Below are 24,735 nucleotides of genomic sequence, written 5' to 3'. Positions count from 1 at the left end.
CGGCGGCTTCATCGATATCTCGCAGAACGCGCGCGCGGTCGTTTTCGCGGGGACGTTCACCGCCGGCGGTCTTGAAGTCGCGATCGAGGATGGCAACCTGCGCATCGTCAAGGAAGGACGCGCGCGCAAGTTCGTGAAGCAGGTGACGGGCGTCTGGACGGCCCAGAGCAAGGCCTGCGGCTACGGCAACCAGGCTCAGTTTGCTGACCTGATGGCGAGCACGAAGGCCGAGGACAGCAGATTGACCAACCTGTCCCGCGCTGAAGTCGAGGAACAAAAGAAAAAACTTTCGCCGCTCGGTTCGCCCTAAGAAAAAGCACCTAATTCAACGTCATCCCCGCGCAGGCAGGGATCCGTCCAAACCGAGGTTCATCGCAGATATCTGGCCTGGATAGATCCCGGCCTTCGCCGGGATGACGTTCGTTTCGAGGAACCAGCCCGTGACTTAGATTTCGAGTCCCTATATTCAGGTCCGTAACAAGCCAACGCTCTCCCAAAGGTGCAACGCCGAATGCTCCGCGCTTCCGTCATCGTTTTCCCCGGATCGAACTGCGATCGCGACGTCCAGACCGCGATCGAGCGGGTAACGGGCTTCGCCCCGAAGATGATCTGGCACGGCGACGCAAGCGTTCCGTCCTCCGACGTCATCGTGCTGCCCGGCGGCTTCTCCTACGGCGACTATCTTCGCTGCGGCGCGATGGCCGCGCATTCGCCGATCATGAAGGACGTCGTCGCCAAGGCAAAAGCCGGGACGCCCGTCATCGGCATCTGCAACGGCTTTCAGATCCTTTGCGAGTCGGGCCTGCTCCCCGGAGCGCTCCTCCGCAACGCATCATTGCACTTCATCTGCCGCGATGTGTTCCTGAAGGTCGAGAACGATCAGACGTTCTTCACGAAGTGCTATCGCGAAGGCGAAGTAATCAAGGTTCCGATCGCGCACGGTGAAGGCAACTACTTTGCCGACAGCGAGACGCTCGACCGCCTCGAAGGCGAAGGCCGCGTCGCCTTCCGCTACGCCAACGAGGCAGGCGAAACAACGCCCGAGAGCTGCCCGAACGGCGCCCAGCGCAACATCGCGGGCATCGTCAACGAGACGGGCCGCGTGCTCGGCATGATGCCCCATCCCGAACGCCTCTACGAAAAGGCCCTGGGCGGCACCGACGGTCGGCGCGTCTTCGAAAGCATGCTGCTGTCGACGCTCGAAGCGGTAGCCTGAGCATACCCACCGTCATGCCGACGAAGAGCCTGCCCGGGCGGAGGCTCTGGATTTCCGCGCCCGCGCGAACGACAAACGCCGGCTTCCGCCGTCCATTGTGATCATTTCGTGGCATTTGCGTTTGCCCCCTTGGACATCGCCGCCACCCTTCCCACCTGTTTAACGATTGCGGGGCCGGGCCCCTCTGGCAGCGCCATAACGGTGCTGCGATGTCGGACCGCATCGGGTGTGCCCGGTGCTGAGTCGAATTGCCCGGACATACCTCCAGTTCGATCCGGAGGAAAATTCATGTCCCGACGTTTTATCACCCTTCTCGAACGCGTCAGCCGCGTTCGTGAAATGATCGATCGTGAGCAGCGTTCGAACGCAGCGAGCCCCGTACGGCTCATCCGCATGAAGCAGCTCTATCTCAACCTTTCAGAAAAGCTTCGCCGCATGACGAAGCAGCAGCTCATCAGGATGGCATCGGCGCCGCGCTTCCACTCCGCACGCTCCGCCCCGGCGTATTCGGGCCGCTGGTAACTTCCAGAAAGTCAGCAACAAAAAAGGGGCCCTAGAGGCCCCTTTTCCATGCAGTCGAACGATCCGCTTAGCGGATGTTCCCGCGCCGCTGATTTTTGCGAGGAGCTGCATACGCAGAACTCATCGAGCTAAATACAGCGAACACGAAGGCCTTCATAACATCACCTGTTTTGAGCTAACCGGCTGGGTTCAATCCCAAACCGGGTCCCGGGATAAGGCCCCCGGGTCGCCTCTTCTACGGTGTAGATATGTGATCCGCATGACATCCGCCAGAGGGCAAAATGCAGATCTCTTATGCGCGCCGCACAAACGAGAAATAGTCAGCAATTACAATGAACTATAGGACAAAAAAAGAGGGCGGGAGTTGTGGCTCCCGCCCCAACTCGAACAGTTTGCAAGCGTGGACTTGAAACCGACGAGGAATTTATTTCGCAACTGCGCTATAAGCGAACTGCTGAACGGGTTGTATGGTCATCGTTGACGCGCCCGTGGAACAAGCGAAAGCCAGTGACCCTTTTAGCGCATCGACCTGAGCTGACGTGCCTTCCCGAACCGTCAGATTGACTCGCACCGGCTCCGACGCGGCCTTGTCGGAATCGGAATACGGATCCGCCAACATGAGCGTCAGATGGCAGGAGCCGCCGGCATTCTGGTAATAGCCAACCGCACGCTTCTGCCCGACCGCCAAGGTGATGCCCTTAAGCGGCTCAACGCGATAACCGGGTGCCTCGTCAGCAGACGAAATGCTGGCACCAGGAAGCAAAGCCAAGCCCGAGAGAAGCACAATACCCGTAAGTTTTGCGGAACGTGTCATGACAGGATCTCCACTGTCCAAGAGCGTCGAGTTCAAATCCGCGCACAATTGTCTGGACGTGACGTCGTCGCTTGAGATCCCAAATAAGGTACTGACTCCCCGCGAAAAATCCCCAGACTGCGCAAATCGGAACTGCGAGTTTTGCAGCGCGGAACGGTCACAGCCCGTACGGGTAGGACGGAAAGTGCCACATCCAATGCGCGCAAATGTATCTTCAAATTCGCAATTGCGAGGTGCGATGCGCCTTAAGCCCACCAGCTTCCCGAAAGGAATGGCGATGAAAAGTATCGCGGCCCTGATCTGCCTCGGCCTTGTTTCCATCACGCCCGCAGTCGCCGGAGAGACGGAAATGAAGGGCATGGATCACATGAACATGGACACGGCCAAGACCGCCGAGGGATCCGCCTCGTCGAAGGGCTTTGAAGCCGCCAATCAGAAGATGCACAAAGCCATGTCGATCCCCTACACGGGCGATGCCGACGTCGATTTCGTCAACGGCATGATCGCCCATCACCAGGGCGCAATCGACATGGCCAAAGTCGAATTGCAGTACGGCAAAGACCCCGAGATGCGGAAGCTGGCCGAGGACATCATCGCAGCGCAAGAGCAAGAGATAGCAGGCATGAATGCCTGGCTCGCAAAGCACAAAATGTAAGCCGCAACGCATCCAATCCGCGCAAAATTCGGATTAAATGCGAGAGTCTGGATTTCGACATCCCCAACACCAGTGAGATAGCGATGTGAGCTTCCAGCGGCCCTTGTGCTCGAAAGGAAGGCCCATGAAAAACTTCACAGCTATGAAAAACTTCACAGCTCTGACTTGCCTGGGCCTCGCTCCCGTTCCGCGCGCCATGACTGCGGAAAGGGTGAAAAAAGACAAGCCCCTCACAATGGATACGGCAGCTGTCATTACGGCGCCGCCTGCCGCGAGCGCGCTGGCCACCGCGATCTACAAAATGGACGAGGCCATGCACGCGTTGACCTACACGGGCAACCCCGACATCGACTTCGTCACCAATCTCATTCCCCACCACCAAGGCGCCTTGGACATGGCCAGGGCTGAGCTCGAGTACGGCACCGATCCCAAAATCAGAAAGCTGGCTGAAAGCATCATCAGGTCCCAGGACAAGCAGATCGCCGAGATACGGGGCTGGCTCGCCAGGCACAGCAAGGCCGCGAGCCCGGTCAACTGACGCCGATAGGCCCCTCTTATCCTTGGATTTTTGGCCGGAAAGGCCAAATGAAACGGCTGGCCGCCGATAGGGCTGGGCGGCGGCCTCACCTCCCGCTATGAGGGCCTCGGCGTTATCGCGACGTTTGGCCGTTGGGCCTACGGGAGCACGAACGCGACAAACCGTTCCCGAGCCCATATAAGCGGACGCAATTCGAGCGCTCGACGGAACCCCGATGACCGATACGACTACGCTAAAGATCACCCCTCAGATCGTTGCCGAGCACGGCCTCAAGCCCGACGAATACGAGCGGTTGCTCGAAATCCTCGGCCGGGAGCCGTTGATCTGCGAGCTTGGCATCTTTTCGGTGATGTGGAGCGAGCACTGCTCGTACAAATCCTCGCGCGTCTGGCTGAAAACCTTGCCGACGAGCGGCCCGAAAGTGATCCAGGGCCCCGGCGAGAACGCGGGCGTCGTCGATCTCGGAGATGGCGATGCCGTCGTCTTCAAGATGGAGAGCCATAACCACCCGTCCTACATCGAGCCCTTCCAGGGCGCCGCGACCGGCGTAGGCGGCATCATGCGCGACGTCTTCACGATGGGCGCCCGGCCCGTCGCCAACATGAACGCGCTGCGCTTCGGCGCGCCCGACCATCCAAAAACCCGCCACCTCGTCGGCGGCGTCGTCGCCGGCATCGCTCACTACGGCAACTGCACCGGCGTCCCGACCATCGGCGGCGAGACGAATTTCGACGAAGGCTACAACAACAACATCCTCGTCAACGCCATGTGCGTCGGCCTCGCGAAGACCGACAAGATTTTCTACTCCGCGGCGAAGGGCGTCGGTCTGCCGGTCGTCTACGTCGGCTCGAAAACCGGCCGCGACGGCATCCACGGCGCGACGATGGCGTCGGCCGAGTTCGACGAGAAGAGCGACGAGAAACGCCCGACCGTCCAAGTCGGCGACCCTTTCACCGAGAAGCTCTTGATCGAAGCCTGCCTCGAATTGATGGCGACGGATTCAATCATCGCCATTCAGGATATGGGCGCGGCCGGACTCACCTCGTCGACCTCGGAAATGGCCGACAAGGGCGGCGTCGGCATCGAGTTGGATCTCGATCTCGTGCCCCAGCGCGAAACCGGCATGACCGCTTACGAGATGATGCTCTCGGAAAGCCAAGAGCGCATGTTGATGATCCTGAAGCCGGAACGGCGCGAAGAGGCGCAAGCCATCTTCACCAAATGGGGCCTCGACTTCGCCGTCATCGGCCAGACGACCGACACCCAGCGCATGGTCATCAAGCACAAGGGCAAGGTCGAAGCCGATCTGCCCGTGCCCGTGCTCGCGAACTCCGCGCCGATGTACAAGCGTCCTTACATCGAACCGAAGAAGCCCTCGAAAATTCTCCCCGAATGGGTGCCCGCGCCGAATTCTATCCTCGGCACGTTGAAGGATCTGATGGCCGGTCCGCATCTCTCGTCGCGCCGCTGGATCTGGGAACAGTACGACCACATGGTGATGGGCGACACTGTCGGCCGTCCGGGTGGCGACGCGGGCGTCGTCCGCGTCCACGGAACGAAAAAGGGCATTGCCGTCGCTTGCGACGTGACGCCCCGCTACGTCGCCGCAGATCCCGAGGAAGGCACCAAGCAGGCCGTCGTCGAAACCTGGCGAAACCTCACGGCCGTCGGCGCTGACCCGCTCGCGATCACCGACAACATGAACTTCGCCAACCCCGAGCGGCCCGAGATCATGGGCCAGTTCGTGGCAAGCGTCCGCGGCATGGGCGAAGCCTGCACCGCGCTCGACTATCCAGTCGTCTCCGGGAACGTCTCGCTCTACAACGAAACGAACGGCGTCGGCATTCCCCCGACTCCCGCGATCGGCGGCGTCGGCCTCGTGCCGGATTGGACGAAGATCGCCGACATTCGCCTGAAGAGCGAAGGCAACGTGCTGATCGTGATCGGCCGCGAGGAAGGACACCTCGGCCAGTCGCTCTATCAGAAGCACGCAACCGGCAAATTCGATGGCGCACCGCCGCCCGTCGATCTCCAGGACGAAATCAAGGCCGGACGTCTGATCCGCACGCTGATCCGCGAGGGCCGCGTTCTCGCCGTGCACGATTGCTCGGACGGTGGTCTTCTCGTCGCCATCGCCGAGATGGCGCTCGCAGGCGGCAGCAATGGCCTCGGCGCCGAGCTCTATCCCTATGAAGGCAAGCTTCCGGCGCACGCCATCTGGTTCGGAGAAGACCAGGGTCGCTACGTCGTCGAGGTGACGCCGCAAAAGGCCGAGGAAGTCTTGGAGCGTGCGCGCCTCCTCGAATTGCCCGCACGCATCGTCGGCCGCATCAGTGGCGATGCCGTCGGCCTCAAGGGTGAAAAGCCTTTGCCGCTATCGGAACTCCGCGCTGCGCACGAAGGCTTTCTGCCGAACCTGATGCAGAGCGAGCTCGGCGTATAACGATCCTTAGCAAAAAGGGCGTCCTTAATGGTGAGCGACGGTGATCCGCAACCCACTCAGGAATTGAGCGAGATCAAAGGGGCGCTCGACGTCCTTTTCACTCTTCGCGAAGAATTCGCGACCTGGGTCGAGGAAGCGCAGAACGAAGACCGCAAGGAAGAACTCGACAACGTCTACCAGCATGTCCTGGCGATGGAGGAAGAGTACAAGCGGCGTCTCGACGATGCCCTGAAAAAGTCCGGCGCATCGGCCTAGACGCTACCTGTTCGCCCGATGAAGATCGTCACCCCCGTCGCCCTCCAAACGGTAGGAAACCTCAAAGGAACTCAAATGCGCCACGCTCGCTTTCCGGCCATAATGGCCATCGCCGCAGTTTTCGCTCTGAGCGGTGCAATCCTTCCCGACCAATACGCATTCGCTGAACCACAAGGATCGTCAATGACCACCACACCATCCGGACTCCAATACGAAGACACCGTCGTCGGCACGGGCGCGACTCCCGAAACCGGCCAGATCTGCGTGATGCACTACACCGGCTGGCTCTATCAGGATGGCAAAAAGGGCAACAAGTTTGACTCTTCCCTCGACCGCGGCAGCCCATTCGAATTCCCGATCGGAACGGGACGGGTCATCAAGGGCTGGGACGAAGGCGTCGCATCGATGAAGGTCGGCGGCAAGCGCACGCTCATCATTCCGGCCGCGTTGGGATATGGCGCACGCGGCGCCGGAGGGGTCATCCCGCCGAACGCGACGCTCATCTTCGACGTCGAGTTGCTCGGTCTGAAATAATGCCTTCGGCGAGAGCGGGCGAAAGATCGTCAGCTCTCGCTTTCATCCCGCCTGCGCCCGGCGGCAAATCTATCTGCGCACTGCAGAAACATTCCACACGCGAACGTTCAAGCGGGCGCGAGCTGCCCGTAACCTTGGTAGCTTGCGAGCTTCGCGATGACCGCGCTCAGGTCCTTGCAGCGCGGCCGATGATAGCGATCGATATTGCCCAAGTATTTCTCGCGCGTGACCGTGTTGGGATGGTCGGTGCCACGAGTCCGGATTTCCTCCGGGCTCATTTTGGTTTGGATTTGCAGCTTCCGCGCGATGCCGTCCTCGTTGAGAACGGAGTATCCGTAGTAGAAGATCGCCAAGTCATTGAGCGTCGGACTCTGATACCAGTGCCGCCCGCCGCACTCCGGATATCGCTGCCCGAAATTGTGAAGACTGCGGCTCGCTCGCAAGCCGAGATTTAGCTTTCTGAAAGACTTGGGATCGTCCTCGTAATAGCCGAAGGTCGCCTGCTCGTGCAGCGGACGGCCGTACACTGGCGCCGGACCATTCATCGGATCGACAAAGACATAATTGCCGATGAAATGCCGCGTCGGCGCGATGATTTTGTCCAACTGCTGGAAGTTGCCATAGAGAAATTCGGTCACGTTGAGCGCCATGCGCCACGACCGGCACGTCCGCTCGTAATCCTCGACTTCGCGATCAATGCAGGCGCTGTCGAAATAGGCGTTCCGGGTGGTGTGAATTTCCCACTCGGGACAGAACTTCTTGATCAGCTCACGGCTTCCGTCCGTCGAATTGTAGTCGATCATGATGCCGTGGTCGAAGACGCGCCGGTGGTGATCGAGCCACCACGGCAGCATGTATTCCTCATTGAAGAAATGGCAGATGACCGTCCGCATTTTTCACCCTGCAATGAAGTATTTTCGCGAGCGCACTCGCGCCGTTCACTCCAATGAAGATTCGACTGCGGATGTTAGGTTGATTCGCACACGCCCTGAAGTAGGACGCCAAGGTGGCCGGCAATTACGGGATCAGCGATCGCCCGCTTGCCCATACCGAGAAGAAATCTAGGCCACCCGCCGCGGCGCCTTTCCGCGGTAACGGTAGATCAAACCCGGTGGAACGATGAATTCGCCGGTTTTCAATGCGTCCTGATCGAACTCCCCGTCGCTCCGGCGCGGCGCAACTCCGGAATAGACAAAGAGACGGCCGAATTCGTCACGAACGAACTCCGAGAAATCGCGCCCATCGAGCCTGCCGATGACCGGACCCTGAAACTCCGTGTTGGGAAGGATGCAGTATTCGAGAAGCTGAGCGCGACGCTGGCTGGCGAGCATGAGAGATGCCTCTTTCGAAAGCTATTTCTTGTCGCCAAGCTGCGTTGGCGGCGAGCCCTTGAAGGGTTCGGATTTCGAATGGCGGGAAAGTTCGTCGAAGCAGGCGAGGCGAGCGCTCTCTGACTGGATCGACGAGCAATCGCTCATTTCCTTGGGCCCAACCTGCGAACGGCTATTCATGACCAACACGATACCGAGCGCTGCGAAGGCACCGATGAGAAGCGCGAAAATAAGCGCTGCCTGGCGGTCTTGGCGATCCTTCTCCTTCATCCGTTGCTCCGCTTCGCTGGTGAAGCGGCTACGAAAATCGGCGTGCTTACGAAAATCGAAGGGCATTACCATTGAACGCTCCTGCAGCGCTGCGGATGCAAGATCAACGTAGAGTGTCGCGCATAAAGATTCGACGGGAGCGCGAGAACGAAAATATAAGCATCCCATAAGCGCGACTGAGCATCGCCCTAAACCGGGACACGCGCTCACCGAACCGCAGGAAACACGGCGCAATGTGATGTGCACATCGCATTAGACGGCATCGCAAATTGTCGATGCTCGAGAATATGATTTGTCACGAACTCTAAGCGAAGCTTCGCTTCGACTTGAGCCGCTTGCGCAAAAAGAAAGGAAGCGACGCTCCGCGCTCGCCTCCCTCCTCAGTTCAACAATGGTTACAAAAAACGCCGTGTGGCGTGTCAGAACGTGTCAGCACCGGCGTTTCACTATCGCGCTATTTCCGCGCGCCCGGGTTCTGATCCATCTCCTCGCGTGAAAGAGAACCGTCGGCCGGCTTCACGTTCGGCATGGCGGTCGTGCCGGTCCTATCGCTGTTGACGCCCGGCTGATGCTGCATTTGACCTTCAGAAAGACTGCCCGAATTGGGCTTGGCCGTCGGTGTGGCCGTCGAACCACCGCCCGAAACGCCGGGATTATCCCTCATTTCCTTCGTCGAGAGGTCGTCAGCTGCGAACACAACCGAGGCCGATAGGACAAGCATCGTCGCGGCCAGAAATGGCTTCATCATCGGGAAAACTCCTGTTTTGAAAGCTAAAACGGCACTTCGATGCGAAAAATTGAAGCGCCGGGCGGACAGTGCGACCGGTCGACGCTTCAACGGGCGCCGATGTTTTTTGGTCTCACACAATCCGGTACGCTAGAGCTTCTAAGATCGTTTCATGCCCGTTCGGGAAATTCCGCACAGCGATACCAAAATATTGGCGTCCGATCCGAAACGGGTTGTCTCCTCCGGAACATCGTTCCTGGAAGGCTTAGGGCAAAAAGACCCGAGAGATGAAACGAACCAGATCATTCACCGAAGGGATCATGTCATGCGCGCAGGAAAATACATCGCATCGGCGTTCGTCGCCTTTTTAATGCCGGTCGTCTCCGGGAGCGCATCGGCAGCTTCCGACCCAACAGGCATCTGGCTGAATGATACCGGCCGCGGTGCGGTCGAAATCAAGCCTTGCGGAGACATGCTTTGCGGCAATGTCGTCTGGGTACAATCGTCAGCTGACGCAGACGGATGCGGCAAGCAAATCATCGGTGACGTTGCCCCCATGGGCGGCGGCCGCTGGGACAACGGATGGATCTATTCGCCGGAACGCGGCCGCAAATACAATGTCGAGCTGACGCCGCTCGCGAACGGCGACCTCAAGGTCCTCGGTTACGCCGGCATGAAGTTCCTGTCGAAGACAATGATCTGGAAGCGCGCGCCGCAAGATTTGCAGCTTTGCGGCCAGCCCGATAACCAGAACGATGCAAAGGCCAATACGCCCGCAGCCAAGAAGCCCGATGTCGCGACCGCTGCATTAGCTCAGCCTGCGGCTCCTGTTGCCCCGAAGGCTGCGCCGGCCGAAGGTCCGTCGACAGCAGCCAAGGAAGCGAGCGCCGAGCCCGCTTCACCGGCTGCTGCTCCTGCTGCGGATGCGCAAAAATCCGATGAAACGAAAGCGCCCGCGCCGTCGTCATCTGAAGCGACGGCCGATACGGCAAAGAATGACCACGCCAGCGACGAAGGCAAAGCCGACGACATCGGCGGCGCTCTCGGCAAAATGAAGATTGGAGACTTGCAGCTGGACAAGGTCCTGACGCGAACCAAATCCGGAAAATGCAAGCTCGATCTTCCCTGGGTGAAGGTCACCATCGATTGCGAGCAGTAGGCTCGCACTAGCCGAGGCGTTCCCCCCTCCTCGGCCAAAGAGAGACACCCGCTGCGTCTGCCTGCAGCGGGTGTCTCTGTATTCAGAGATATCTACGCACAAAAAAACGCGACGGCAGATTTCCTGCCGCCGCGTTCGAATTCAACAACGCAGTATCGACTCAGATCAGGTCGATCTCAGCCGGAAGATACGACGTAACTTCCAGGCCGACTTCCTGCTCGCGAACTGCGGGCTTGGTCCAGGTCTTCATGGTGTCCTCCATTAGACTTCAGGAACTTGACGTTCCCAATAACAAGAAACATAGCTACGCCCCTTGATAACGTCCAATCGCAATCGCGTGACAATTCGATAAGATTGGCTGATCGCAAGGCTTGCCCTACCTGATCGAACGGGGCAATGATCGCTGAGCGAAACAACCCCCCTGCTACGAACCGGAGTGCACGTAAATGCCAATGCCAGCGGCCGACATCGAACGGATGATAAAAACCCGCTTTCCCGACGCCCAGATCGTGCTCAAGGACCTGGCAGGCGACAACGACCACTGGGCTGCTCACGTCGTTTCGGCCGCCTTCAAAGGCAAAAGCCGCGTTCAACAGCACCAGATGGTCTATGACGCCCTGGGCGGCAATATGGGCGGCGTCCTGCACGCGCTGCAGCTGACGACTGCGCTTCCGCCCGATTGACTAAACGGCCCGTCTCGCCCACATCTCGAAACGAAGCGGGTGCGCCGTTTGGGCTGCCTCGCCACCAATAAGGAGCCTCAGGATGGCCTCTGATCCGGTCAAGGATACCATCGCAAAAACCATCGCCGACAATGATGTCGTATTGTTCATGAAGGGCACAAAGCAGTTCCCTCAGTGCGGATTCTCGGCAACCGCCGTGAAGATCCTCGAGCATCTCGGCGTGCCCTTCAAGGACGTGAACGTGCTCGAAGATCAGGGCGTTCGCGAGGGCATCAAGACGTTCTCGAATTGGCCGACGATCCCGCAGCTCTACGTGAAGGGCGAGTTCATCGGCGGCTGCGATATCATGCGCGAAATGTACTCCGCGGGTGAGCTCCACGACCTCATCTGCGAGAAGGGCATTCCCCACTCCCATCAGCACGCCTGAGGCGTTCCTCGGACGCCCATATCGGCATAACGATCAAAGCGCTCGCTGCTTCATTGAAGCACGAGCGCTTTTAGTTTTTCGGCGTCGATCGCCTCGACGACCCGGCCGTGCTTGCCCGTGGTGGTCTCCGCGCCGAGCATCGCATTCAGCACCGCTTCTTCGACGCTCTCCACGACGGCGAGATAAATCGCGTCGAGATCGTCGTTGCTGACGGCGGTGAACGTCAGCGCAGCAGGCTCCGGCAATTGCCCCGGATCGTTCGCTGTCGAAAAGGCCATGAAGATGTCGCCCGAAGAATTGCCTGACGGAGTTCCTCCCCGCCCGATGCCGATCGACGCCCGCCGCGCCAGCCGTTCGAGCTGCCCCGGCAACAACGGCGCATCTGTGGCGATGATGACGATGATCGACCCGCGCTCGTTCTCGTAGACCCGTTCGCCCGGCAAGGCCTCCCCCACCGGTTTGCCGCAGACCGTCAGCCAAGGCCGGATGCCGTGATTGGCCTGCACGAGCACACCGACTGTATGCTCTCCAAGACGCGTTGACGTGCGCCGCGAGGCCGTTCCCGTCCCGCCTTTGAATTCATAAGCGATCATTCCCGCGCCGCCGCCGACGCAACCTTCGGCAACCGGCCCGGACCGCGCCGCCTCGATCGCCGCCAGCACGTGCTCTTCGCTGACGTGAAAGCCTGCGATGTCGCTCAGATACCCGTCATAGGTCTCGGCGGCGACCGGAAGCGCCCAGAGATCTTCCCCGAGCGAAGGAAAGCGCTTCGCCATCCATTTCAGCGTGGCGTGATGCGCAAGACCGACCGAAAACGTATTGGTGATCGTAATCGGCCCGGTGAACCACCCCGCATCGCGCACCCAGTGGGCACCCGTCATCTCGCCGTTCCCGTTCATCGAGAAGACGCCCGCCCAGACGGGGTGCAAGAGATCGGCCGGTGCGCGCGGCAGGATCGCGGTGACGCCCGTATGTACGGCGCCCCCATTGTTGCGAAGCGTCGTATATCCGACCGTCACGCCCGCGACATCGGTGATGGCGTTGAGAGGCCCTGGCACCCCCGGCATCGGCAATTCTAAGCCTCGCGCCCGCGGCTTGCCGTTCGGCGCAAACTTCGCTGGATCGGTCATGAGCCCTCCTGACTGTGCTCTCTTTCCTTACCAGCACCGCACCGCTTCGGCTTGACCGGCCGCTGTCTCAATTTTGCCGAACGGAAGTGCTGCCTCCCGAGAATGGCGGAACGGCTTTCCGTGGCCGCAACAGGAGCCGGATAGTGCAGGTCATGTGGCTGGGCGGCACGCGCTTCATTCTCTCGCTGACCATCCTGACCGCCAGTGTCTGTCTCGCGCTCGGCATCACGATGCCGATCCTGAAGCTCACGACCTTCTCGTTCTGGACGACGGAGCATTCGCTCCTCTCGACTGTGGGCGTCCTCCTGCACGACGGCCAGACGTTCCTGGGACTGATCGTCCTGATCTTCTCGATTCTGCTGCCGGTGACGAAGCTTCTCTACCTGCTGCTCGTCTCGACCTTGCCCCCGGCTGAGATCGTACGCCACCAGAGCCGCCTGCGCGCGCTCGAATGGCTCGGCAAATGGTCGATGCACGACGTGCTCGTGCTTGCCCTGACGATCTTCTTCATCAAGAGCCAAGGCGTCTACGATGCCTCGAGCCTCAACGGCGTCTACTTCTTCACGGCAGCCGTCATGCTGATGATCCTCTCTTACGCCTGGATCCGCACTGACGGGATGGCCGCGGCGCCCGAACTCGTCCCCGTCATTCCTCAGCCCGACGTCGGCCACGCGACCCGGACATCGGGCTGGCGCAACTTCGCGCTGAGCTTCCTGATCATTCTCGCGACCGTATTCTTCGCGCTCGGCCTGATATTGCCGACGATCCGCTTCACGACCGTCTACGTCTGGACGAACGAGCATTCGATCCTGACGATCATGTACGCGCTCTTCGAGAACAACGAATACTTCCTCTGCGCCATCGTGTTCGCGGTATCCGTCTTCTTCCCGTTCCTGAAGCTCTTCTATCTGCTGACGCTGATCACCGCGCACGACATGCCGGATGATTTCCGCCGAAAGTCGTTCGCAACGATGGAATGGATCGGCCGCTATTCGATGACCGACGTCATGGTGCTGGCGCTGATGATCTTCTACGTCAACTCGTCGGGCTATACGGAAGCCCGCGTGTTGCCGGGCGTCTATTTCTTCGCGGCCTCGGCGTTGATGACGATCCTCGCGTACGGCTGGGCCAATGCCGAGCCGCCATCCGGCCGCCGGCGCCGCAAACGCCGGCCCGATGGCGGCCCCGCCATCGCGCCCAAACCCGGCATCGCCATCGCAGGCGGCCGCCCACGCCGCCACGCCGCGTAGTCAGTCGCCCGCCCTTCGTCATCCTCGGCCAAGCACAGCGAAGCTGCGTCGAAGGCCGGGGATCCAGCGTAAGAGTCGTCGAAGACGCAATATCGGGCCTTCGGCGCGCTTTACGCTGGATCCCCGAACAGCCTCGCGATGCTCGCCCGTTCGAGGATGACGGGAGTGCACCCGCAATCGACCGTCAGATCGTATGGATGTCCCGATCCTTCGTTTCCGGAATGAACAGGAAACCGATCACGGCCGTCGCCGCTGCGACCACGATCGGGTACCAGAGGCCGTAGTAGATGTCTCCTGTCGCGGCCACCATCGCGAAGGCGGTGGCAGGCAAAAGGCCGCCGAACCACCCATTGCCGATGTGGTAAGGCAATGACATCGAGGTGTAGCGAATCTTGGTCGGAAAGAGCTCGACCAGCGCTGCCGCGATGGGCCCGTAGACCATGGTGACATAGAGCACCAGGATGAACAGGATACCGATGACAGTGCCGGCCTGAGGGTTGAAGATGTCGAACGGATTGGACAACTTCACGATGCTTGCGTCACCTGCCGTCGGATAGCCCGCTTCAGTGATCGCCTGACTTCCGACCGTGATCTTGTCTTTCGGATCGCCAACGACCTTCTCAAGATCGGCAGCAGCAATTTCCTTGCCCGCGATCACAACCTTGGCCGGCTGACCAGCGGCTCCCGCCTCGGTCGTGTACTTGACCGACGCCTTTGAGAGCCAGTCGCGAGCCTTGTCGCAAGCGGTCGTATATTTGCGTGTGCCGACCGGATTGAACAGCGAACCGCATTCGGCTGGATCGGCTACGACCTTCACCTGCACGGTCTCAATTGCATGAGCGAGCGCCGGATTGGCCGTCTCGGCAAGGAGCTTGAAGAGCGGGAAGTAGGTGAGAGCGGCGATCAGGCAGCCGGCGAGGATCACTGGCTTGCGGCCGATCTTGTCGGACAGCCACCCGAAGAACACGAAGAAAAACGTGCCGAGCAAGAGCGACCACGCGATCAAAAGATTCGCGGTGTAGCCGTCGACCTTAAGGATGCTCTGCAGGAAGAACAGCGCATAGAATTGGCCCGTGTACCAGACGACACCCTGGCCGGCGACGAGGCCGAGCAGCGCTAAGAGAACGTACTTGTTGTTGGGATAGTGGAAGAAGCTTTCGGTCAGCGGCGCCTTCGAGCCCTTGCCCTCCTCCTTCATCTTCTTGAAGGCCGGCGATTCCGACAGCGACAGACGGATCCAGACCGAGACGCCGAGCAAAAGGATCGAGACCAGAAACGGAATGCGCCAGCCCCATTCCTTGAATGCTTCCTCGCCGACGATGGTACGGACCCCTAGGATGACGACGAGCGACAGGAATAGGCCGAGCGTCGCCGTAGTCTGGATCCAACTCGTATACAGGCCGCGCCGTCCGGTCGGAGCGTGCTCGGCAACGTAGGTCGCAGCGCCCCCGTACTCGCCGCCGAGCGCCAGGCCCTGCAGCAGACGAAGCACGATCAGAATGATCGGCGCCGCGATGCCGATCGACGTTGCACTCGGCAACAGGCCGACGACGAAGGTCGACAGGCCCATGATCAGGATCGTTACAAGAAAGGTGTTTTTCCGCCCGACGAGATCGCCAATTCGTCCGAAGATGATGGCGCCGAACGGCCGGACGATGAAGCCCGCAGCGAACGCGAGCAGAGCGAAGATGTTGCGCGTCGATTCATTGTAGATGAAGTCGCCCGCCGGATCTTTCAGCGAGAAGAACTGCGCGGCGATGATGGTCGCAAGCGAGCCATAAAGGTAGAAGTCGTACCACTCGAAAACCGTGCCGAGCGAAGACGCGAAAATGACCTTTCGCTCCGCTCCAGTAATGCCTGCCGTCTGTCGACCGGCGAGAGTTCCCGTTTCGACGCTTGCCATGTGCACTCCCCCCAAGAGCATCGTTTTTATGTACGACACTCTACGCACATAGCGGGTCGAGAGCGAATGACTGTTCCTCATTTGGAAATGACGAACCGCGCTATGCCGATGATTGCGCGACGCAGCAAAAAGGCCGGCGACGAAGCACCGGCCTTTTGCAAAAATCAAAACTCGCTTCGGCGCGGGCAGCTGGCTCCCCGGAGGGGAGAGGCCCACGCCCAAACAAAGATTAGCGCGAATAGAATTCGACGACGAGGTTCGGTTCCATCTGGACCGGATACGGCACATCGCTCAGCGCCGGAACGCGCGTCAGCGACGCCGTCATCTTGCTGTGATCGACGTTGATGTAATCCGGCAGATCGCGCTCGGCGCTCTTGATGGCCTCGAGAACGAGAGCAAGCTGCTTCGCCTTCTCGCGAACCTCGACGACGTCGCCGATCTTGAGGCGGTAGCTCGGAACGGTGACGCGCTTGCCGTTGACGGTCACATGGCCGTGGCTGACGAACTGGCGAGCGGCAAACACGGTCGGCACGAACTTGGCGCGGTAGACGAGCGCGTCGAGACGGCGCTCGAGAAGACCGATCAGGTGCTCCGACGTCGAGCCCTTGAGGCGCGAAGCTTCGTCGTAAGCCGCACGGAACTGACGCTCCGAGATCGATGCGTAATAACCTTTGAGCTTCTGCTTGGCTTTCAGCTGCTGGCCGAAGTCCGACAGCTTACCGGAACGGCGCTCGCCGTGCTGGCCGGGACGGCTCTCGCGGCGGTTGAGCGGGCTCTTCGGACGGCCCCAGATGTTCTCGCCGAGACGGCGGTCGATCTTATGCTTGGCGCGAACGCGCTTAGTCATCTTCTAGCACTCCATGAGTTATGCCACGGCTCGGATGAACCGTGGCTTTGGAGCGCCCCCTCCTCATCCCTCAACTTGAGGGCCGACAGGCATGGACCTTCGACAGTCCCGCCACGGGTGCGCACAAATCAAACGCGGGCCCCAAAGGACCCGCGAAGAAGACAGGGTTTACCGGCGTCCGGCCGCCTCGTCAACGGCCTATCTGCCGCTTAGTTCTTGTTAATCGTCGTTTCCGTGACCGAAGTCGACCCGGTTGCGACAGGAGCGCCCGGAGCGGCGCCGGGAGCCGGAGCCGCAGGCGGCGCGGCAGCGAAATTGGGCGGCGGGCTGGCGGCAACGTAAGCCGCAATCATTTCCTTAACCTTCTTGCGCTGCTCGTCAGAGCACGTCTGAGCCGGCGATTTCTTCTCGTCGACGACGACTTCCTTGTCGCCCTCTTTCTCGACGAGCTTGATCCGGCCCGTCAGAAGCATGACCGTCGTCAGGTGCAACTGGCTGATGTAGACCAGATTTTGCTGGGTCCACTTCTTCTTCGCCTCTTCCCGGCGCATCATCGCCCGATGATTGAGCACCTGATCGTCACGCAGATCGCAGATCTGGGCATGGGCCGAAAGCCGGCCGGCCTTGATCACCTCGCGCGCGACGTCGAGCGGAATCTCGACTTCAGCCTTCTTCGTTTTGTCGATCACGATGACCGACCCGTCAGGCTTGGAGAATTGCTGCGGCGTAAGCGACCACGCATACTCCATAAATGATCTCACGGCGTGTTCGCTGAGCTCCTGCGCGCCGGCGGGTACCACCGTACCCATCAGCGACAACGCCATCGCACCCGCAAACACTACCCCCGCCCTCGTGTTCATCCACATCTCCAGTAGCGCCTCTTCGATTTTCTTTTTTAGTGAATGCGAAATCCAGGCGCGGCCCTTGCAGTAGCCACGTTGCATATTGCCAGTAGACTATCGACTTGGCATCGCTCGGCCCAAAACTTGGCTATATGAAGGCACCTACTCCCCCCGTTTTCTGGCCCTTCCTTTGCCCTGTGAAAGCGTGGCAACTATGCCACGAAGGGTGCGGACTTCCTGCTCCGTCGCATTGAGCCTAGTCAAGAGTGTACGCAGGTTTTGTGACACCGTTGACCTCCGATGGGCGGGATTGAAGAACCCGTTGGCCTCGAGCTCCCGCTCCAAATGTTCAAATAATCCAAGCAGTTCTTCTTTGGTCGCCGGCCGGTCCCGTCCGAGGTAAAGCCCCTCTGTTAGAGGCTTCTCGTAGGTTGTAACCCGGCCGAGACTTCGCCCGGCGTCGCTGCGCATCCATTCGTATCCGGTCAGCAGCACTGCCTGCGCCAGATTGAGAGAAGCGAAACGAGAATTTACTGGAATCATGATGAACGCGTCGGCCACCGCGACCTCGCTCGTCTCGAGACCGTTACGCTCGCGCCCGAACAGCACCCCGCACCGCTCGCCACGACCGATCCGCTTCCGCATTTCGACGATAGCCTGCTCGGGAGTCAGCACGGGTTTGCGAAGATCCCGCTGGCGGGCCGTCGTGGCCCCGACCCAGTTCAGATCGGCGAGACTCTCTTCCAGCGAACCGTACGCCCGCGCATCGTCGATGATGTAGTTCGCACCCGACGCCGCGATCCGCGCTTTTTCATTCGGCCAGCCGTCACGCGGGCTGACGAGGCGCAGATCGTCGAGCCCGAAATTCGCGCAAGCGCGCGCCACCATGCCGATGTTATCGGCGAGTTGCGGCTCCATCAGAATGACGGACGGCGTCTCGCCTTCGCCTGCAACGGGCTCGCCCCGCATGTGCGCGCGACGCAACCCATGCCGCAGCTTGCGAATGACGCGGCGCGCCCAAAACCAGTAATTTTCGCCCGACCACTGCTTGGAAAGCGTTTCGAGGCAAGGCGTCGTAACCGTCTCCGTTCCCTCGCCCTTGAGACGGACGCGGCCGTCACCGACGATCACTTCCTTCTTGCTGAGGATGAACTGATCGAGCGTCTCGATCCCCTGGGCCTCGGTGCGCCGTTTGCAGCCCGGACACGACACGTTGTCGGCAACGCAGCGGAGCCCGGCGCAATACTGCAGCACAGGTTCGAGGGTTTCGCGGTTGAGACCCGGAATGGCGAGCGCCGCAAGCCCCTGGTCGATAGACGCGGAATGGCAGGCGTGCACGACCTCGGCGACCGGAGTGTCCCCGGGGCCGATTACAGGTACGCCGCCCCCGATGCGGATCTCGGGCGCGGCCTCGTTTTTCATCGTTTCGGTTTCGACGTTCAAATGACGCCTCCGCGCGCCTTAAGTGCTTGCCGTTGCTGGGCGTACAATTAGGCGGGATCGTGCCCAACATCCACGCTTCTTTTCGCTTCGAACTTGAACCAATCCGAGATCTGCCGCACGACTGCGGCGAAGGTTCACTTCGTGAGCCGCGACCCTGTCGCTATGGTCTTAATTTCCAGCTTCCATTCTTCTTTGCGAGACATCCCCATGCAAAAAATCAAGGTTGAAGGCACCGTCGTCGAACTCGACGGCGACGAGATGACCCGCATTATCTGGAAGCTGATCAAGGACAGCCTGATACACCCCTACCTCGACGTTAATCTCGAATACTACGATCTGAGCGTCGAAAACCGCGACAAGACCAGCGACCAGGTGACGATCGATGCCGGCAACGCCATCAAGAAGCATGGCGTCGGCATCAAATGCGCGACCATCACGCCCGACGAAGCACGCGTCAAAGAATTCAGCCTGAAGGAAATGTGGAAGAGCCCCAACGGCACGATCCGCAACATCTTGGGCGGCGTTATCTTCCGCGAGCCGATCATCTGCAAGAACGTGCCGCGCCTCGTCCCCGGCTGGACCCAGCCGATCATCGTCGGCCGCCACGCATTTGGCGACCAGTATAAGGCGACCGACTTCAAGTTCCCCGGCAAGGGCGTGCTGACGATCAAGTTCGTCGGCGAGGACGGAACGGTGATCGAGAAGGAAGTTTTCAAGGCGCCGGACGCAGGCGTCGCGCTCGCGATGTACAATCTCGATGAATCGATCCGCGACTTCGCGCGCGCTTCGCTCAATTACGGCCTGTCGCGCAACTATCCCGTTTACCTGTCGACGAAGAACACGATCCTCAAGGCCTACGATGGCCGCTTCAAGGACATCTTCCAGGAAGTCTACGAGGCGGAGTTCAAGGCCGAATTCACGAAGCGCAAGCTCACCTACGAGCATCGGCTCATCGACGACATGGTGGCAAGCGCTCTCAAGTGGTCGGGCGGCTACGTCTGGGCGTGCAAGAACTACGACGGCGACGTCCAGTCCGATACGGTTGCGCAGGGCTTCGGCTCGCTCGGCCTGATGACGAGCGTGTTGATGACGCCGGACGGCAAGACCGTCGAAGCCGAGGCCGCCCACGGCACCGTCACGCGCCACTACCGCGAACATCAGAAGGGCAAGGAAACGTCGACCAATTCGATTGCGTCGATCTTCGCCTGGACGCGCGGCCTCGGACACCGCGCCAAGCTCGACGGCAACGAAAAACTGCAGAAGTTCTGCCAGACGCTCGAGCGCGTCTGCATCGCAACCGTCGAAGAGGGCTACATGACGAAGGACCTGGCGCTCCTCGTCGGCCCCGATCAGAAATGGCTGTCGACGACCGGCTTCCTCCAGAAGGTCGACGCCAACCTCAAAGCCGCGATGGCGAAGACCGCATAAGCAGAAACCTTACCGGCAATTTGAGCACGAGCCGTCCGCGCATCAGCGACGACCGCATCGTCGGTCTCTATGACGGGCACGCTTCCACGTCGGCCACATATGGCTCGCGGGGCACAAATAGCCGCCGCGCGAGTTATTCCTTCCATTCCACCGGCGGCAATTCGTGGAGATCCACGCTGAAGCGTATCGGAGCCCCTTTACATCCGGCAAGTGCACGAAGGCCCCGATAGAGCGGGCTGTTTGGATTTACACGTGAAGACAAGGAGAAATCGATGACGAGCGAAGTAGCGAATAAAGCTGCCAAATGGGACGACACATTCAATAAAGGAGACACGGTGAGCCTCGGCGGTTTCTACGCTCCGGAAGCTTTGGTCATTCCCTCTGGCGGCTCGCCGGTCAAAGGCCCTGAAGCGATCGGCAACTTCTTCAAGGATCTTCGAGCCAACGGTTTCTCGGATCACAAGATCGCCGTCGATAACGTGATCGAAAATGGCGACACGCTGATTGCCAGCGGCAAGTGGCAGCTGAACGGACCGGGCGAAAACGGAGCGTCAAAGCAGTACGGCGGCAACTGGGTGAATGTCGTCAAACGCAACGGCGGCGACTTCCAGATCCTCCTCCACACCTGGAACTAAGGAAGCTTCGGCACCAGCGGCGCCACAAGACTTTTCTCAGAAATAAAAAACGCGGCGCATAAAAGTGCGCCGCGTTTTCAGTTGTCATCCCTGCGAAAGCCGGGATCCATGGCAACGGACAGCGCTACGTTTGCTCGCGGTCCACTGCGGGAAAGCGCAGCGCCTGCGCACGCAAATCGCCACCTCCGCCGGCTCCGCGAAGCGGCGTCGCCAGGCGCAAACAGAAGAGCTTACTTCTTGCCCGCAGCGATCTGCTGATCGACCTCGGCCTGCATTTTCGCCGTCATCACGTTGAAGTCGTTCTGCAGCTTATCGCACGCCTCTTTCTTGCCGTCGCAAACGACCTTCATCTGCACCGTGAGGGCGTCCCCCTCATGCACCACCTTGCGGCAGACAGCAGCGGGATAGGCTGGATTGTTCTTGGTCGTGAACGTGTACATCACGGTCGCGTTCTTCGGATCGTCGCTGAACGCAGTATAGAGTTCGCTCGTATAGACCTGCAGCAAACCCGCTTTTGTGGAATAGCGCGCGATCAGATCTTCCGCCTTCCCGCTGGCATCGCCGCAGAACTCAGTCGCCGCCGCAGTCGTCGGTCCTGCAGAAGGCATCGGCGTCGCCGGCAGCTTGACGATGGCGTCGTCAGCCCATGCTGATGTCGTGACAAGCAAAAAGGCGGCGAAACTGAGCGAACGCGTGCGTGTCATCTGCAATGGTCCTCGGGTTGGAAAGCGGCGGCTATATAGCGCATTTTTCCGGGCTGGCATTAGTGAAATGCCCGAAAGGTAACGCAGCTTCGCAGTGCAGCAAACGTCTATCCGGCGTGTCAGCTCGCGAGGCGAGCCTCGATGGCCTTCAACGCGTCGCCCGCCTTGGCGCCATCCGGACCACCGGCCTGCGCCATGTCCGGACGTCCGCCGCCGCCCTTGCCGCCCAACGCCTCGGCGCCGGCCTTGACGAGATCGACCGCACTCCACGTCTTGACGAGATCGTCGGTAACGCCGACCGCGAGGCCCGCCTTGCCGTCTTCCGTCACGCCGACAACGGCAACGATGCCGGAGCCGACTTGCTTCTTGCCGTCGTCGATGAGGCCGCGCAGATCCTTGGGGTTGAGACCCTGCACCGTCCGCGCCAGCAGCTTGACGTTGCCGATGCTACGAATGGCATCGCCGTTGGCTGCCGCGCCCGCACCGGTGCCGCCGCCACCGAGCGCGATCTGCCGCTTCGCATCCGCCAGCTGCTTTTCGAGAGCCTTGCGCTCCTCGACGAGAGTCTTCAGCCGCTCAATGAGATCCTCGGGACGCGTCTTGAGAACGCTTGCCGCTTCCCTCACACGCGCATCCTGCTCGTCGAGATAGGCACGCGCGCCTTCACCCGTCAGCGCCTCGAGCCGCCGGACACCTGCTGCACTTCCGCTCTCGGCGACAACACGGATGAGACCGATGTCGCCCGTGCGTGACACGTGCGTGCCTCCGCACAACTCGACCGACCACGCCTTGTTGGCGCCGGGGCGCGTCGAGCCCATCGACACGACGCGAACTTCCTCGCCGTACTTTTCGCCGAAGAGAGCCATCGCGCCCGTCGCACGCGCATCGTCGATGTTCATCAGCCGGGTGACGACCGGCGTGTTCTCGAGCAGCACGGCATTCGCCATGTCCTCGACCGCCTTCACCTCTTCCGCCGACATCGGCTTCGTGTGCGAGAAGTCAAAGCGCAAACGATCCGGCGAAACGAGCGAACCCTTCTGCGCAACGTGCGTGCCGAGCACCTGCCGCAAAGCTTCATGCAGAAGATGCGTCGCCGAGTGGTTGGCCCGCGTCGCCGAGCGCCGCGCGTGATCGACCTCGAGCTCCACGGCGTCGCCCGCCTTGAAGCTGCCCTTCTCGACCTTGCCGAAGTGCACGAACAGATCGCCGAGCTTCTTCTGCGTGTCCGTCACGCGGAAAATCGCGCCCTTCGGGCCCTTCACGAGACCCTGATCGCCGAGCTGGCCGCCGCTTTCGCCGTAGAACGGCGTCTGGTTGAAGATCAGTGCGCCTTCATCGCCCGCTTTCAGTTCCTTCGCCTCCGAACGGCCGGAAACGAGCGCGGTGATGATGCCTTCCGCCGTCTCCGTATCGTAGCCGAGGAACTCCGTGGCGCCGATCTTGTCCTTGATCTCGAACCATTGCCCTTCGGTCGCCGCCTCGCCCGAGCCCTTCCAGGCGGCGCGCGCGGCATCCTTTTGCTTCTTCATCGCTTCGTCGAACGCCGCCGTATCGACGGTGATTCCGCGCGGCTTCAGCGCATCTTCGGTCAGATCGAGCGGAAAGCCGTAGGTATCATAGAGCTTGAACGCGACGTCGCCGGGAAACACCGCGCCCTTCTTGAGGCTGCCGGAGCTTTCGCCGAGAAGCTTCAGACCGTTGTCGAGCGTGCGCTTGAATTTCGTCTCTTCGAGCTTCAGCGTCTCGCTGATCAGCGGCTGCGCGCGTGCGAGCTCGGGGTAAGCATCCCCCATCTCGCGCACGAGCGCGGGGACGAGGTGATACATGAGAGGCTCGACGCAACCCATCTGATGTGCGTAGCGCATGGCGCGGCGCATGATGCGGCGAAGCACGTAGCCACGCCCCTCGTTCGACGGCAGCACACCGTCCGCAATCAGGAAGCTCGTCGAACGAAGGTGATCCGCGATGACGCGTTGCGCGACATGCAGGAATTCGGGACTGGCCTCACCGCCGCTCTCCTTCGCCCCGGCCTTCGTAGCTTCCTGGCGAATGGCCTGGATGAGGTTCTGAAAGAGATCGATGTCGTAATTGTCGTGCTTCCCTTGCAGCACCGCCGCAATACGCTCGAGCCCCATGCCCGTATCGATCGACGGACGCGGAAGATCGACGCGGTTCCCCGGCGCGATCTGCTCGAATTGCATGAACACCAGATTCCAGATCTCGATGAAGCGATCGCCGTCGGCATCGGCCGAGCCGGGAGGACCGCCGGGGATCTTATCACCATGATCGAAGAAGATTTCCGAGCACGGCCCGCACGGTCCCGTGTCGCCCATCTGCCAGAAGTTGTCGTTCGTCGGGATGCGAATGATCCGGCTGTCGGGAAAGCCTGTGAGCTTCTTCCAGATCCCGAAAGCTTCGTCGTCGGTGTGATAGACCGTGACGAGCAGCCGCTTCTTGTCGAGGCCGAAGTCCTTCGTCAGCAAATTCCAGGCAAGTTCAATCGCGCGCTCTTTGAAGTAGTCGCCGAACGAGAAGTTGCCGAGCATCTCGAAGAACGTGTGATGGCGTGCGGTATAGCCGACGTTGTCGAGGTCGTTGTGCTTGCCGCCGGCGCGCACGCATTTCTGCGAAGACGTGGCGCGGGGAATGGCGCGCGTCTCCTGGCCTGTGAAGACGTTCTTGAACTGCACCATCCCGGCGTTCGTGAACATGAGCGTCGGATCGTTGCGCGGCACGAGCGGCGATGACGGCACGATCTCGTGCCCGTTCTTTCCAAAGAAATCGAGAAACGAAGCGCGGATTTCGCTGACGCCGGCCATGTGGTGCTTTCGAGCCTGATATTGAGAGTGAATTTGCCCCGAGAGCGTCTCGGAACGGCTTAAGGCCGCCGTTGTAGCGGCGGCCTCTGAACGTGTCCAGAAAAGGCGATAGCGGACGGAATGCCGCGAGGCGCGGCATTTTCAGGACGCCCAGCGCTGG

At 60.5% G+C, this 24,735-nt stretch carries 26 protein-coding genes and 1 pseudogene; 14 read left to right on the top strand and 13 right to left on the bottom strand.

Translation table 11 applies throughout. From position 1 onward, the window contains the following. The 3 genes and pseudogenes from K2Q04_RS05085 to K2Q04_RS05075 all read left to right on the top strand — a co-directional run. Positions 1 to 310, top strand: a pseudogene (locus K2Q04_RS05085) (hypothetical protein); the annotation flags it as partial. Positions 311 to 511: 201 nt separating this feature from the next. After that, the gene (purQ, locus tag K2Q04_RS05080; RefSeq protein ID WP_291160156.1) at positions 512 to 1,216 is read left to right on the top strand and encodes a phosphoribosylformylglycinamidine synthase subunit PurQ; all 705 of its coding nucleotides are present in this window, start codon (positions 512 to 514) and stop codon (positions 1,214 to 1,216) included. Positions 1,217 to 1,504: 288 nt separating this feature from the next. Next, complete coding sequence (locus tag K2Q04_RS05075; protein ID WP_291160153.1) at positions 1,505 to 1,738, top strand: hypothetical protein; 234 nt, start codon at positions 1,505 to 1,507, stop codon at positions 1,736 to 1,738. 424 nt (positions 1,739 to 2,162) lie between these two features. Here the strand turns inward: K2Q04_RS05075 and K2Q04_RS05070 are convergent, their stop codons facing one another. Then, positions 2,163 to 2,552 carry a hypothetical protein gene (locus K2Q04_RS05070; protein WP_291160151.1) on the bottom strand — a complete coding sequence of 130 codons (390 nt, stop codon included), beginning with the start codon at positions 2,550 to 2,552 and terminating at the stop codon, positions 2,163 to 2,165. 271 nt (positions 2,553 to 2,823) lie between these two features. Here K2Q04_RS05070 and K2Q04_RS05065 point away from each other — a divergent pair, with 271 nt between their 5' ends. From K2Q04_RS05065 to K2Q04_RS05045, 5 genes are all read left to right on the top strand, one after another. Next, positions 2,824 to 3,207 (top strand): DUF305 domain-containing protein, encoded by a 384-nt coding sequence (locus K2Q04_RS05065; RefSeq protein WP_291160168.1) that lies wholly within the window; start codon positions 2,824 to 2,826, stop codon positions 3,205 to 3,207. A 124-nt stretch (positions 3,208 to 3,331) separates the two neighbouring features. Beyond that, on the top strand, positions 3,332 to 3,745 hold the full coding sequence (locus tag K2Q04_RS05060) for a DUF305 domain-containing protein (protein ID WP_291160149.1): 414 nt from the start codon (positions 3,332 to 3,334) through the stop codon (positions 3,743 to 3,745). Positions 3,746 to 3,959: 214 nt separating this feature from the next. Continuing rightward, positions 3,960 to 6,188, top strand: coding sequence for a phosphoribosylformylglycinamidine synthase subunit PurL (purL, locus tag K2Q04_RS05055; protein ID WP_291160146.1), 2,229 nt, complete (start codon positions 3,960 to 3,962; stop codon positions 6,186 to 6,188). Positions 6,189 to 6,215: 27 nt separating this feature from the next. After that, positions 6,216 to 6,443: a hypothetical protein gene (locus K2Q04_RS05050; RefSeq protein WP_291160144.1), complete on the top strand. Its 228-nt coding sequence runs from the start codon at positions 6,216 to 6,218 to the stop codon at positions 6,441 to 6,443. Between the two features lie 75 nt (positions 6,444 to 6,518). Continuing rightward, positions 6,519 to 6,977 carry an FKBP-type peptidyl-prolyl cis-trans isomerase gene (locus tag K2Q04_RS05045; RefSeq protein ID WP_291160142.1) on the top strand — a complete coding sequence of 153 codons (459 nt, stop codon included), beginning with the start codon at positions 6,519 to 6,521 and terminating at the stop codon, positions 6,975 to 6,977. 107 nt (positions 6,978 to 7,084) lie between these two features. Here K2Q04_RS05045 and K2Q04_RS05040 read toward each other — a convergent pair whose 3' ends face one another. From K2Q04_RS05040 to K2Q04_RS05025, 4 genes are all read right to left on the bottom strand, one after another. Continuing rightward, positions 7,085 to 7,870, bottom strand: coding sequence for a glycosyltransferase family 2 protein (locus K2Q04_RS05040; RefSeq protein WP_291160141.1), 786 nt, complete (start codon positions 7,868 to 7,870; stop codon positions 7,085 to 7,087). A gap of 168 nt (positions 7,871 to 8,038) precedes the next feature. After that, positions 8,039 to 8,308, bottom strand: a complete 270-nt coding sequence (locus tag K2Q04_RS05035) for a hypothetical protein (protein ID WP_291160139.1) — start codon at positions 8,306 to 8,308, stop codon at positions 8,039 to 8,041. A 21-nt stretch (positions 8,309 to 8,329) separates the two neighbouring features. Further along, complete coding sequence (locus K2Q04_RS05030; RefSeq protein WP_291160137.1) at positions 8,330 to 8,650, bottom strand: hypothetical protein; 321 nt, start codon at positions 8,648 to 8,650, stop codon at positions 8,330 to 8,332. Positions 8,651 to 9,032: 382 nt separating this feature from the next. Beyond that, entirely contained in the window at positions 9,033 to 9,326 is a 294-nt protein-coding gene (locus K2Q04_RS05025; protein WP_291160134.1) for a hypothetical protein, read from the bottom strand. A 304-nt stretch (positions 9,327 to 9,630) separates the two neighbouring features. Between K2Q04_RS05025 and K2Q04_RS05020 the strand changes: the two genes are divergently transcribed. Further along, positions 9,631 to 10,464, top strand: coding sequence for a DUF2147 domain-containing protein (locus K2Q04_RS05020; protein WP_291160131.1), 834 nt, complete (start codon positions 9,631 to 9,633; stop codon positions 10,462 to 10,464). A 160-nt stretch (positions 10,465 to 10,624) separates the two neighbouring features. On the opposite strand, the gene pqqA is transcribed toward K2Q04_RS05020, so the two are convergent. Continuing rightward, entirely contained in the window at positions 10,625 to 10,714 is a 90-nt protein-coding gene (gene pqqA, locus K2Q04_RS05015; RefSeq protein ID WP_015598411.1) for a pyrroloquinoline quinone precursor peptide PqqA, read from the bottom strand. A 196-nt stretch (positions 10,715 to 10,910) separates the two neighbouring features. Between pqqA and K2Q04_RS05010 the strand changes: the two genes are divergently transcribed. Further along, the gene (locus K2Q04_RS05010) at positions 10,911 to 11,147 is read left to right on the top strand and encodes a BolA/IbaG family iron-sulfur metabolism protein (RefSeq protein ID WP_092865398.1); all 237 of its coding nucleotides are present in this window, start codon (positions 10,911 to 10,913) and stop codon (positions 11,145 to 11,147) included. An 82-nt stretch (positions 11,148 to 11,229) separates the two neighbouring features. Continuing rightward, the gene (gene grxD / locus K2Q04_RS05005) at positions 11,230 to 11,574 is read left to right on the top strand and encodes a Grx4 family monothiol glutaredoxin (RefSeq protein WP_291160127.1); all 345 of its coding nucleotides are present in this window, start codon (positions 11,230 to 11,232) and stop codon (positions 11,572 to 11,574) included. Between the two features lie 50 nt (positions 11,575 to 11,624). Here the strand turns inward: grxD and K2Q04_RS05000 are convergent, their stop codons facing one another. Beyond that, entirely contained in the window at positions 11,625 to 12,704 is a 1,080-nt protein-coding gene (locus K2Q04_RS05000; RefSeq protein WP_291160124.1) for a P1 family peptidase, read from the bottom strand. A gap of 152 nt (positions 12,705 to 12,856) precedes the next feature. On the opposite strand from K2Q04_RS05000, the gene K2Q04_RS04995 reads away from it, so the two are divergent. Continuing rightward, the gene (locus K2Q04_RS04995) at positions 12,857 to 13,954 is read left to right on the top strand and encodes a paraquat-inducible protein A (protein WP_291160165.1); all 1,098 of its coding nucleotides are present in this window, start codon (positions 12,857 to 12,859) and stop codon (positions 13,952 to 13,954) included. 184 nt (positions 13,955 to 14,138) lie between these two features. Here K2Q04_RS04995 and K2Q04_RS04990 read toward each other — a convergent pair whose 3' ends face one another. The 4 genes from K2Q04_RS04990 to K2Q04_RS04975 form a co-directional block, all read right to left on the bottom strand. Continuing rightward, positions 14,139 to 15,857: an MFS transporter gene (locus tag K2Q04_RS04990; protein ID WP_291160122.1), complete on the bottom strand. Its 1,719-nt coding sequence runs from the start codon at positions 15,855 to 15,857 to the stop codon at positions 14,139 to 14,141. Positions 15,858 to 16,086: 229 nt separating this feature from the next. After that, complete coding sequence (rpsD, locus tag K2Q04_RS04985; protein WP_092865383.1) at positions 16,087 to 16,704, bottom strand: 30S ribosomal protein S4; 618 nt, start codon at positions 16,702 to 16,704, stop codon at positions 16,087 to 16,089. Between the two features lie 209 nt (positions 16,705 to 16,913). Next, entirely contained in the window at positions 16,914 to 17,564 is a 651-nt protein-coding gene (locus K2Q04_RS04980) for a hypothetical protein (RefSeq protein WP_291160117.1), read from the bottom strand. Positions 17,565 to 17,708: 144 nt separating this feature from the next. After that, positions 17,709 to 18,989: an RNA methyltransferase gene (locus tag K2Q04_RS04975; protein WP_291160115.1), complete on the bottom strand. Its 1,281-nt coding sequence runs from the start codon at positions 18,987 to 18,989 to the stop codon at positions 17,709 to 17,711. A 207-nt stretch (positions 18,990 to 19,196) separates the two neighbouring features. On the opposite strand from K2Q04_RS04975, the gene K2Q04_RS04970 reads away from it, so the two are divergent. Together K2Q04_RS04970 and K2Q04_RS04965 are read left to right on the top strand one after the other, a co-directional pair. Beyond that, complete coding sequence (locus K2Q04_RS04970; RefSeq protein ID WP_291160112.1) at positions 19,197 to 20,417, top strand: NADP-dependent isocitrate dehydrogenase; 1,221 nt, start codon at positions 19,197 to 19,199, stop codon at positions 20,415 to 20,417. 272 nt (positions 20,418 to 20,689) lie between these two features. Further along, the gene (locus tag K2Q04_RS04965) at positions 20,690 to 21,052 is read left to right on the top strand and encodes a nuclear transport factor 2 family protein (RefSeq protein ID WP_291160109.1); all 363 of its coding nucleotides are present in this window, start codon (positions 20,690 to 20,692) and stop codon (positions 21,050 to 21,052) included. Between the two features lie 230 nt (positions 21,053 to 21,282). Here K2Q04_RS04965 and K2Q04_RS04960 read toward each other — a convergent pair whose 3' ends face one another. Both K2Q04_RS04960 and alaS read right to left on the bottom strand, forming a co-directional pair. Further along, positions 21,283 to 21,756, bottom strand: a complete 474-nt coding sequence (locus K2Q04_RS04960) for a hypothetical protein (protein ID WP_291160107.1) — start codon at positions 21,754 to 21,756, stop codon at positions 21,283 to 21,285. A 119-nt stretch (positions 21,757 to 21,875) separates the two neighbouring features. After that, complete coding sequence (alaS, locus tag K2Q04_RS04955) at positions 21,876 to 24,575, bottom strand: alanine--tRNA ligase (protein ID WP_291160104.1); 2,700 nt, start codon at positions 24,573 to 24,575, stop codon at positions 21,876 to 21,878. Positions 24,576 to 24,735: the final 160 nt, after the last annotated feature.

The organism is Hyphomicrobium sp. (assembly GCF_019753045.1).
Classification (GTDB): Bacteria; Pseudomonadota; Alphaproteobacteria; order Rhizobiales; family Hyphomicrobiaceae; genus Hyphomicrobium_B.
This window is presented reverse-complemented; position numbering and strand designations above follow the sequence as displayed.

Coding starts and splice junctions, on each gene's coding strand:
- purQ (WP_291160156.1), top strand. CDS start 512: ATGCTCCGCGCTTCCGTCATCGTTTTCCCCGGATCGAACTGCGATCGC.
- K2Q04_RS05075 (WP_291160153.1), top strand. CDS start 1,505: ATGTCCCGACGTTTTATCACCCTTCTCGAACGCGTCAGCCGCGTTCGT.
- K2Q04_RS05070 (WP_291160151.1), bottom strand. CDS start 2,552: ATGACACGTTCCGCAAAACTTACGGGTATTGTGCTTCTCTCGGGCTTG.
- K2Q04_RS05065 (WP_291160168.1), top strand. CDS start 2,824: ATGGCGATGAAAAGTATCGCGGCCCTGATCTGCCTCGGCCTTGTTTCC.
- K2Q04_RS05060 (WP_291160149.1), top strand. CDS start 3,332: ATGAAAAACTTCACAGCTATGAAAAACTTCACAGCTCTGACTTGCCTG.
- purL (WP_291160146.1), top strand. CDS start 3,960: ATGACCGATACGACTACGCTAAAGATCACCCCTCAGATCGTTGCCGAG.
- K2Q04_RS05050 (WP_291160144.1), top strand. CDS start 6,216: ATGGTGAGCGACGGTGATCCGCAACCCACTCAGGAATTGAGCGAGATC.
- K2Q04_RS05045 (WP_291160142.1), top strand. CDS start 6,519: ATGCGCCACGCTCGCTTTCCGGCCATAATGGCCATCGCCGCAGTTTTC.
- K2Q04_RS05040 (WP_291160141.1), bottom strand. CDS start 7,870: ATGCGGACGGTCATCTGCCATTTCTTCAATGAGGAATACATGCTGCCG.
- K2Q04_RS05035 (WP_291160139.1), bottom strand. CDS start 8,308: ATGCTCGCCAGCCAGCGTCGCGCTCAGCTTCTCGAATACTGCATCCTT.
- K2Q04_RS05030 (WP_291160137.1), bottom strand. CDS start 8,650: ATGGTAATGCCCTTCGATTTTCGTAAGCACGCCGATTTTCGTAGCCGC.
- K2Q04_RS05025 (WP_291160134.1), bottom strand. CDS start 9,326: ATGATGAAGCCATTTCTGGCCGCGACGATGCTTGTCCTATCGGCCTCG.
- K2Q04_RS05020 (WP_291160131.1), top strand. CDS start 9,631: ATGCGCGCAGGAAAATACATCGCATCGGCGTTCGTCGCCTTTTTAATG.
- pqqA (WP_015598411.1), bottom strand. CDS start 10,714: ATGAAGACCTGGACCAAGCCCGCAGTTCGCGAGCAGGAAGTCGGCCTG.
- K2Q04_RS05010 (WP_092865398.1), top strand. CDS start 10,911: ATGCCAATGCCAGCGGCCGACATCGAACGGATGATAAAAACCCGCTTT.
- grxD (WP_291160127.1), top strand. CDS start 11,230: ATGGCCTCTGATCCGGTCAAGGATACCATCGCAAAAACCATCGCCGAC.
- K2Q04_RS05000 (WP_291160124.1), bottom strand. CDS start 12,704: ATGACCGATCCAGCGAAGTTTGCGCCGAACGGCAAGCCGCGGGCGCGA.
- K2Q04_RS04995 (WP_291160165.1), top strand. CDS start 12,857: ATGTGGCTGGGCGGCACGCGCTTCATTCTCTCGCTGACCATCCTGACC.
- K2Q04_RS04990 (WP_291160122.1), bottom strand. CDS start 15,857: ATGGCAAGCGTCGAAACGGGAACTCTCGCCGGTCGACAGACGGCAGGC.
- rpsD (WP_092865383.1), bottom strand. CDS start 16,704: ATGACTAAGCGCGTTCGCGCCAAGCATAAGATCGACCGCCGTCTCGGC.
- K2Q04_RS04980 (WP_291160117.1), bottom strand. CDS start 17,564: ATGAACACGAGGGCGGGGGTAGTGTTTGCGGGTGCGATGGCGTTGTCG.
- K2Q04_RS04970 (WP_291160112.1), top strand. CDS start 19,197: ATGCAAAAAATCAAGGTTGAAGGCACCGTCGTCGAACTCGACGGCGAC.
- K2Q04_RS04965 (WP_291160109.1), top strand. CDS start 20,690: ATGACGAGCGAAGTAGCGAATAAAGCTGCCAAATGGGACGACACATTC.
- K2Q04_RS04960 (WP_291160107.1), bottom strand. CDS start 21,756: ATGACACGCACGCGTTCGCTCAGTTTCGCCGCCTTTTTGCTTGTCACG.
- alaS (WP_291160104.1), bottom strand. CDS start 24,575: ATGGCCGGCGTCAGCGAAATCCGCGCTTCGTTTCTCGATTTCTTTGGA.